At 49.0% G+C, this 1,959-nt stretch carries 3 protein-coding genes; 2 read left to right on the top strand and 1 reads right to left on the bottom strand.

Annotated features, from left to right (window positions below):
• The coding region (locus tag RMO84_RS02290) for a type III pantothenate kinase (protein WP_310486837.1) at positions 1–324 on the bottom strand (324 nt) is incomplete at its 3' end.
• A 339-nt stretch (positions 325–663) separates the two neighbouring features.
• Here RMO84_RS02290 and RMO84_RS21255 point away from each other — a divergent pair.
• Both RMO84_RS21255 and RMO84_RS21250 read left to right on the top strand, forming a co-directional pair.
• The gene (locus RMO84_RS21255; protein WP_396135748.1) at positions 664–1,137 is read left to right on the top strand and encodes a DEAD/DEAH box helicase; all 474 of its coding nucleotides are present in this window, start codon (positions 664–666) and stop codon (positions 1,135–1,137) included.
• A gap of 57 nt (positions 1,138–1,194) precedes the next feature.
• Positions 1,195–1,959: helicase-related protein (locus tag RMO84_RS21250; RefSeq protein ID WP_396135747.1), on the top strand; the 765-nt coding region annotated here is incomplete at its 3' end.

The following is a 1,959-nucleotide window of genomic DNA, read 5'->3' as shown; positions in this document are numbered from 1 at the left end:
CGCTAACGCTCGATCGATTCCGAAGGTCGGATAGAGATTATTTAAGGGAATAGTAGCTAAACTAATAACTTTAACTTGTGCCAACTTTTGCCACACTTCAGTTTGACTGGGAACAACAGAAGCCAAATAAATCGGTAGTTGCTCGATCTCGATTCCAGCTTGGTCAATTAATACTTGGAGAGCGATCGGGAATGATTCATTGAATCGATCCGGAGTTAGGTATTTAGTATCCCAACTAGATTGGAGTTTGGTATTTAAAAACCACGCCCAATGATAGCGCGAATTACCGATCGCTAATCCGAGCTGAATATTTTCTTCATTCATGATAATGATTCATCGTCAAATTGCGATCTAGCTCCCCAATTTTTGGAACTCGATTTGGACATCGGTTAACACCCAAACCCGAATTTTTGGAAAAGTCGGGTTTGTAGCCGCACTAGCTAAATCGCCCTAACCACTTTGGCAATTGCTATATCTGCTAGTTATTCGATCGAGATCTTCACAATTTTAACTAGTGTTGACAGTAGCTTACCAGCCAACCACAAGACCCGAGAACTGGGAGTCGATCGCCCCCGACCGTAATTTACGAATATACTATAGAGTATCGAGACTTAGCTACCGCCACAATCTAACCTCGCGCCACCGTCTGTGAAGTTAAACGCTATGACCACCTCCGCTATTACTACCGACCAGTTAACAGAGATATTTCCCTTTCCACTCGACAAATTTCAACTTCAGGCGGTAGATGCACTCAATGCTGGCAAATCCGTGGTCGTCTGCGCCCCGACGGGTTCGGGGAAAACACTGATTGGTGAGTATGCCATTCATCGCGCCCTGCGTCAAGGACGCAGAGTATTTTACACCACTCCGCTCAAAGCCTTATCCAATCAAAAATATCGCGATTTCAAAGCTGAATTTGGTGAAGAAAATGTCGGGTTGCTGACTGGGGATATCTCGATCGATCGCGATGCGCCGATTGTCGTGATGACGACCGAAATCTTTCGGAATATGCTTTACGGTACCCGCATCGGCGAAGTCGGTACCTCGATGATCGGTGTCGAAGCAGTGGTACTCGACGAATGCCACTATATGAACGACAAACAGCGCGGTACCGTCTGGGAAGAGTCGATTATTTAATGTCCGCCGCACATTCAACTCGTCGCTCTCTCCGCTAACGTCGCCAATAGCAAACAATTGACCGAGTGGATTAGTGCCGTGCACGGTGGCACCGAACTGATTTATTCCGACTTTCGTCCCGTCCCTTTGGAGTTCCACTTTGTCAATCCCAAAGGGATTTTGCCATTACTCGACCCCAATACTGCCAAACTCAACCCCAAGCTCAAAACCCATCGTCCCACCGGCAGCCGCAAATCCGAAGATGTTCCCAGCATTGCCTTTGTCGTCAGCAAGCTTGCCGAACGGGAAATGTTACCAGCGATCTACTTTATCTTCAGTCGGCGGGGCTGCGATAAAGCGGTTGCAGATATGGCAACGATGCAATTAGTCAGTAAAGCGGAATCCGCGCAATTGAAGCTACGAATCGATGAATTCTTAGAGAAAAATCCCGAAGCCGCCCGCGCCGGACAAGTAGAACCACTGTATAAAGGCATTGCCGCTCACCATGCTGGCATCCTCCCCGCGTGGAAATCGCTAGTAGAAGAATTGTTTGGCATGGGCTTGATTAAAGTCGTCTTCGCCACCGAAACCCTAGCAGCGGGAATCAATATGCCCGCGCGGACGACCGTAATCTCCAGTCTCTCCAAGCGCACAGATCAAGGACATCGCCTCTTAACAGCCTCCGAATTTCTGCAAATGGCCGGACGTGCCGGACGACGTGGCAAGGACGTGGTGGGCTATGTCGTGGCTACCCAGACGAGATTTGAAGGTGCCAAGGAAGCGAGCGACTTTGCCACATCGTCACCCGACCCGCTGGTGAGTCAATTCACGCCGACTTATGGG

Source organism: Chamaesiphon sp. VAR_69_metabat_338 (genome assembly GCF_031423935.1).
In the GTDB taxonomy this organism is placed as follows: Bacteria; Cyanobacteriota; Cyanobacteriia; order Cyanobacteriales; family Chamaesiphonaceae; genus Chamaesiphon.
Note: the sequence above shows the minus strand (reverse complement) of the source record. Positions and strands in the feature narration are given on the sequence as shown.

Bases quoted from the DNA above. Each gene is read 5' to 3' on its own strand.
- RMO84_RS21255 (WP_396135748.1), top strand. From the start codon at position 664: ATGACCACCTCCGCTATTACTACCGACCAGTTAACAGAGATATTTCCC.